Genomic DNA, 6370 nt, shown 5'->3' with positions numbered 1-6370 from the left:
AATCAACGCAAAACGAATTTTTAACTTGACTTTGAACATAGAATCTCACAGGTTCGATTCACACTGGACGGCATTATTCAATTAATCAAGTGTATATAAGCGTTTCAATCCCTCACAGGTTCGATTCACACTATACACTCGTTATGGCTTTATCGAAATTGACAATCTGTTTCAATCCCTCACAAGTTCGATTCACACTAACCGTAAAATAAAACTTAAACATAACAAGATTCACACACCATAATATAATAAATTTCAAACCAAAAGTCAAGACCCAAAATGTTAACCCAAAACACCTATTTTTCCGCTAACCTCCCTGACAAAATGTCTTAAATTGTGTCAGAGCACAACCTCAAGTTATTTCAAAACTCATCTGTTAACTTTTTACAAAGTCAGCAGAAATATACTACCAATCAACCCTGCACTCAACCGCAAACTTACTTCGTTAACACCATCTTAATCGTCTGAACAAATGATTTCCCTTCGTTTGATACAACAGAAATTCTGGCAAAGTAAACCCCACTTGGTAAATTTGAAGCGTCAAACGACACATCATAGAAGCCAGCAGGTTTTATCTCATTCACAAGAACTTCAACCTCTCGACCAAGAACATCAAAAACAGAAAGTCTCACAAAGCCATCGGTTGGTAATTCATAACTTATCGTAGCAGAAGGATTAAATGGGTTCGGATAACTTCTAATAGAAAATTCCACAGGAAGTGGTTTAGCAAGCTCAATTTTATGTCCATCCTGCAAGTTAGGCACAGGCTCACCACCACCAGCACCTTGAACATAGTATTGAGCCGATGCAGAATTCCCCAGAGCATCAGTTACATCAACTCTAAGATAGCCACTGCCACCACACCAATATAATTGAAGCGTAGGACTATTCGTACCAACCGGTGTCCACTCGCAAGGGGGACGTAAAGGTTCAACTTTGTTACTAGTTGTTGACGTACTAATTGTTGACACAGCGCCTGCATCATTATTACAATACATCTGGTACCATTGATAAGAATATCCAGGCACCCCACCACTGACGTTTGCATACCAGGTTCCAGTTGCACAAGGTGCTACACTTGGACCAGAAATTGTTACAGAAAGAGGTAGAATGCTCTCAAATTGAAGCCCAGCTTCCTTCGCAAACCAATACAAAAGACCTGCAACTGCTCGAATTGCCTGTGGAAATGTCTTATCACGAATGTTCCTCAACCTTACCACATCAAATGGTCCATTCATCGTTGTTGGCTCACCAAGTGATGAAAGATTTACTTGATTTAAATACTTTATCTCCTCAGGTAATGGATCCCCACCAATAACATTATTCCCATCCCCTTCGTATGGACCATTACTTCCAAAGTGATCCGCAATCTGTTGTGTAGTATACATCAAAAAATGAAGTGGATTCCTACTTTGATATAGATTCAAAAATCCACCAAATTGTTCATATACTTTCTGTGCATCCCAAAATGTGTAATAACTCTTCATCCACTCCTCATATGAATCCATTCTTATCCCATCATCATCTGAACCATGAGCATCTCTATGCGCATGTGCAGGAACACTCATATCTCCAAGTAAATGACACATTCTGCCAAGAATTTCATAAACAATAGATTTCAAAAAACGGCTTCGAGGATCAATTGTTATTGAATCTCCAACATCTTCCCACTCACCACCGATACCCAGATATTTCTCAACATAAATATTCCCCGTTTTATAAAGCCACCCAAGAGAACTATATCTAAATCTAAGACCGAGTACAGGCACAAGACCATCATAAAGAGTTGCTATCCTGCAAGAGCGCGAAAATACCACAGTAACACCTTCTCTGCCAAACGCATAGGCTTGCATCTTTTGATAAGCATTCGGAACTGTAAATTTAAAGTAAAGTCCCCCTACAGTTCCTTCCAAGTCAGTTTTTAAATTATCACCATTATCGGCATCCCAAAAATGAGTAGAAGAAACAAATGGATCTTTGGGGAAAAATCTAAGAATTATATACCCTATCACACCCGGAGCACCTGTTATCACAGGTGGATAATCCTTTGAATAGCCATAAACAGCGTCCATTTCATCTTCTACCCAAGCCCCTGTTGTAATGTATCTCTTTTCTGTATATGGATCCCATGCAACATTCGCACTTCCCAACCCCCCAAGATATTCAAGCATTTCTGGAAAGTCGCCTCCAAGCGTGAGCTTCAAAAGTTTGTAAGCTTCAACACAAATATATTGATGCACATACTGATCATGAGCACAGGTAAAACTTGTACAAAGAAAATAAAAAATAACCCCAAGGAATAACTCTAATCTCCGCATTTTAACTCTCCTACTTTAATTTAACTATTTAAAAATTCAATCCAAATCCAAGCTGAAAGTAAGGATAGATATAGTCTCTACCGAAAAGATAATCAACAATGCCAACTCTTAAGTATATCATAAGACCTAATGCTGTCTCAAGGTCTATCTCTCCCAATAAACCTCCACCAAATCCAGGAGGTGGTGAAAAAAGTCCCAAACTTGCAATCTCATAAGCTATAGTAAGATGATATCCTATCACAACCTTAGCTTCTAAATCAAGAAATATAAATCTCGGTGGATTAACATACTCCTTAGTTGAAGTCCCAAAACTAAAAGCTAATGGAAATAAAACTGGAAGTATTGGTCTTTCTATTTCTATAAACCAACTTTTTGACACCCTATATTTGAAACCCAAATTAAATGCATACGGAGTCCCCATACCCAAATAAATCCTGTATCTTTTAAATTTATCTTCACTTCCTTTATCCTCCCTCCAATCCCCTGTCGTTATAAATCCCCTCTGCCACGGACCATCACCGATGTAATATGTACTCATTCCACCAATGTGATCCTTTTTTATATCAGAGCGAAAAAGCAAGATGGGATATAAACCCGTGATGCCGAGGCTTCCCCCAACCCTTACCCTTTCATCAACTTTCCTAGTTAAATCTTTTAACTCGAAAGACCTTTTAACATTTAGATTAGCAAAATCACCCGCTTGATTAAATTCCCTTGCAAATAGCTTATTGTCAGAAAATATTTGATGCCCATCAAAAAGATAAACCCCTGCCCCGACCCAAGGATCAGGAACACCTGTAGATGATAGCTGTGGAAATAACTTATCACAAGAAATTAAAGAATTCAAAATTAAAACTAAAAATAAACTCCTTAACATTTTAATCTCCCTCCTATGATTTTAACTTAACACAAAATATCCATAGTTGTCGTGAAATAAGTTTTTAGGCAATGAATCAAGAATTTCATCTCAATCCCTCACGAATTCAATTCACACTAATAAATATAATGATATTTTTTCAATTTGTCAACTGTTTCAATCCCTCACAGGTTCAATTCACACTTGCTAAAATACCTTCTCTTGAGAAAATACTTACCGAGTTTCAATCCCTCACAGGTTCAATTCACACATGCGTTTGGGTCTGCGATGAAGGCGTGGGCAAGTTAGTTTCAATCCCTCACAGGTTCAATTCACACGCGTATGAACATTTGGGGGTTTATGGGAATAAATTGTTTCAATCCCTCACAGGTTCAATTCACACTGAGAAATTGCCCGATGGAGTTTTGTTAAGTGTTTAGTTTCAATCCCTCACAGGTTCAATTCACACGGGGAAAAATTTTTTTGGTAATGAAAGAACAATTAGTTTCAATCCCTCACAGGTTCAATTCACACCAATTTCAGGCAAACGCTCTATGGCGGATATATATACGTTTCAATCCCTCACAGGTTCAATTCACACCACGCCATGTCGCTCCCTCACCCAATATCCCCGTAAGAGTTTCAATCCCTCACAGGTTCAATTCACACATTAAAAAATTTAGGAGGTGTTTTCAATGGCTTACAGTTTCAATCCCTCACAGGTTCAATTCACACAGGTTGCAAAGTTAAAATTATTTATAAGGGTGAAAGAGTTTCAATCCCTCACAGGTTCAATTCACACCAAAAGTTTGGGTTTAATGCAAGTTGGGAAACTTGCTTGTTTCAATCCCTCACAGGTTCAATTCACACTAAAAGAAAAATGCGAATGTGAAAAAGAAGAGAAAAAGTTTCAATCCCTCACAGGTTCAATTCACACCTTTTACTGATTTGAAAAAAAAACCTATCCCAACGCCGTTTCAATCCCTCACAGGTTCAATTCACACTTGGTTTATGAATTTTCACTTGCGAAGAATTTTTTTGGTTTCAATCCCTCACAGGTTCAATTCACACATATGGGAGAAAGCACGAGTGTTTATTCATTTACAAAGTTTCAATCCCTCACAGGTTCAATTCACACCAGAGAGTGAAGCGAAGGAAATCTTGTCGAATTACCCGTTTCAATCCCTCACAGGTTCAATTCACACCTCGAGGCACTCGAGATAAACAAGAACGGTCTCGCGTTTCAATCCCTCACAGGTTCAATTCACACCTTGGGGGATATGGGCAGGGTTTGGGTTATTTGCATGTTTCAATCCCTCACAGGTTCAATTCACACCAACACCGCTTGTAAAGGTCCTTTTCCCCAAAAAAAGTTTCAATCCCTCACAGGTTCAATTCACACTTGCCCTTTTATCGCTCCTTTGCCCCAGCGTAAAGTTTCAATCCCTCACAGGTTCAATTCACACATTTAACCCTGTCAAAAGCCCTTTTAAACGCTTCTGTGTTTCAATCCCTCACAGGTTCAATTCACACCCAAAAGAGGAGAATTGCAATGAAATACTATCTTCAAAGTTTCAATCCCTCACAGGTTCAATTCACACTCCCGCCAAAGAAGGGAAACTCCCTTCGTCTGGCGCGTTTCAATCCCTCACAGGTTCAATTCACACTTGTTAAAAATCAAATAAAAAAAATTAAATTAAGGGTTTCAATCCCTCACAGGTTCAATTCACACCTCCATTCCGTTTAATCCACTCGCCCACCTCAATCGTTTCAATCCCTCACAGGTTCAATTCACACGGGAAATTGAAGAAATCCGAGCAGAAATTGAGAAGTTAGTTTCAATCCCTCACAGGTTCAATTCACACCCGATATTCCTATAAAGTGTGGATTTTGGCTTGCCCCGTTTCAATCCCTCACAGGTTCAATTCACACCCACGTTCTCACAGGCGGTAAAAGCAATATATCGGCGGTTTCAATCCCTCACAGGTTCAATTCACACCAAATACAATAGATTACAGCACATATACAAAAAAAGCGTTTCAATCCCTCACAGGTTCAATTCACACTCCCACCCCCAGGAGCGGATTTTTTTGCGTCTTGGGCGTTTCAATCCCTCACAGGTTCAATTCACACCAAGGTCAAGAAAATTTTTCTGGTTTAAATACAAAAGTTTCAATCCCTCACAGGTTCAATTCACAGATATGAATCGATGGGTAAAACTCAGGGGGAAAATAGTTTCAATCCCTCACAGGTTCAATTCACAGCGATGATTGTCACGCTTTCAGATATAAAAAAATATCGTTTCAATCCCTCACAGGTTCAATTCACATGACACACTCCCCTGAATTGATGTTCCGCCACTATCAGTTTCAATCCCTCACAGGTTCAATTCACACGATACAATCCCACGAGGTAAATAGAAACTGGGGGAAAAGTTTCAATCCCTCACAGGTTCAATTCACATTGAGAAAATAACGCCGGAGCATTCAGAAGGGGGGAAGTTTCAATCCCTCACAGGTTCAATTCACACGATGATTGTCACGCTTTCAGATATAAAAAAATATCGTTTCAATCCCTCACAGGTTCAATTCACATGACACACTCCCCTGAATTGATGTTCCGCCACTATCAGTTTCAATCCCTCACAGGTTCAATTCACACGATACAATCCCACGAGGTAAATAGAAACTGGGGGAAAAGTTTCAATCCCTCACAGGTTCAATTCACATTGAGAAAATAACGCCGGAGCATTCAGAAGGGGGGAAGTTTCAATCCCTCACAGGTTCAATTCACACGATGATTGTCACGCTTTCAGATATAAAAAAATATCGTTTCAATCCCTCACAGGTTCAATTCACAGGTAGATTGTTGGGTGCATTAAGTCCCAAAGGGAAGTTTCAATCCCTCACAGGTTCAATTCACAAACTTTCTGAAAACAAGTTAACTGGAGTTCAACCGCGTTTCAATCCCTCACAGGTTCAATTCACAGAAATATCGTTAACCGGTAAATCGCTTGGTGCTGTGTTTCAATCCCTCACAGGTTCAATTCACATCTCTTCCGCCCTTCTTTTAAGCTGAGATAATCCAAGTTTCAATCCCTCACAGGTTCAATTCACATTTTAACTGAGCAAGTTCACGCCCACCTTGATTTCGTTTCAATCCCTCACAGGTTCAATTCACACAAGACCCAACCTTG

Annotated in this window: 2 protein-coding genes and 1 CRISPR repeat array; both genes read right to left on the bottom strand. The window is 39.4% G+C overall.

Going from position 1 to position 6370, the window contains the following annotated elements:
* Window positions 1-437: 437 nt before the first annotated feature.
* A complete protein-coding gene (locus AWW83_RS09680) occupies window positions 438-2318 on the bottom strand; it encodes a T9SS type A sorting domain-containing protein (protein WP_072213189.1) in 1881 nt (626 codons plus the stop codon).
* A 28-nt stretch (window positions 2319-2346) separates the two neighbouring features.
* Window positions 2347-3195, bottom strand: coding sequence for a hypothetical protein (locus AWW83_RS09675; RefSeq protein WP_072213188.1), 849 nt, complete (start codon window positions 3193-3195; stop codon window positions 2347-2349).
* 87 nt (window positions 3196-3282) lie between these two features.
* A CRISPR array of direct repeats spans window positions 3283-6356; the repeat unit is 30 nt; unit sequence GTTTCAATCCCTCACAGGTTCAATTCACAC.
* Between the last annotated feature and the right edge of the window lie 14 nt (window positions 6357-6370).

The organism is Candidatus Chryseopegocella kryptomonas, assembly GCF_001536065.1.
Taxonomy (GTDB): Bacteria; Bacteroidota; Ignavibacteria; order Kryptoniales; family Kryptoniaceae; genus Kryptonium; species Kryptonium kryptomonas.
The sequence above is the reverse complement of the archived record's forward strand: the minus strand, read 5'-3'. Positions and strand labels throughout refer to the sequence as shown.